The organism is Tyzzerella sp. An114, assembly GCF_002161055.1.
In the GTDB taxonomy this organism is placed as follows: Bacteria; Bacillota; Clostridia; order Lachnospirales; family Anaerotignaceae; genus Fimicola; species Fimicola cottocaccae.
Window position 1 is genome coordinate 1 of record NZ_NFLT01000066.1, and the last position, 866, is coordinate 866.

1 protein-coding gene is annotated in these 866 nt (G+C 27.0%); it reads left to right on the top strand.

All coding sequences use genetic code 11. The features are described from left to right. The coding region (locus B5E58_RS13615) for a PD-(D/E)XK nuclease family transposase (RefSeq protein WP_088110103.1) at window positions 1-859 on the top strand (859 nt) is incomplete at its 5' end. Between the last annotated feature and the right edge of the window lie 7 nt (window positions 860-866).

An 866-nucleotide genomic window follows, 5' to 3' on the forward strand; every position in this document is an offset into this window, starting at 1 on the left:
ACAGTTATTTGCTGAAAAAGATATACTTTCTCGTATAATGAAAGAGTGCGTTGATGAATTCAAAGATTGCAGTCTTGAAGATATAGCAAATAAATATATTGAAGGTACACCACAAATATCAAGTGAGGAAGTATTTCCGACAAATCCAAATAAAATAAGAGGATTAAGTAATGAAGATAAATCAATAGATGAAGGCACAGTTACATATGATATACGATTTTTAGCAACTGTACCAAATACAGATGGCTTAATACAACTTATAGTGAATGTAGAAGCACAAAACAAATATCATATGGGATATCCATTAATAAAAAGAGCATTATATTATTGTAGCAGAATGATGTCAGCACAACATGGAACAGAGTTTACGGAATCTCACTATGAAAAAATTAAAAAGGTATATTCAATATGGATATGTCCAAATCCACCAAAAAAAGATTCCAATACAATAACATCATATTCAATACAGGAAAATAATATAGTAGGTAATTTTAAAGAAGAAGTAAAAAACTATGATTTAATAAAAGTAGTTATGGTATTATTAGGAAAAAGTCAGAGTGATAATAATTTATTAAAATTCCTTAGAATACTTTTAAGAAATGATATGCTTATAGAAGAAAAACAAAGGATATTAAAAGAAGATTTCGACTATAATATTTCTAAGAATATAGAGAAGGAGGTTATAGATATGTGTAACTTAAGTATGGGTATATATGAAGAAGGTATAGAAAAAGGCATAGCAGAAGGTGTTGAAAAAACAGCTATAAATATGTTGAAAAAGAATATGGATATAGCTACTATTATGGAAGTAACAGGATTGTCAGAAGAAAAAATTGAGGAATTAAAGTCAAATTTATAAAAATTAT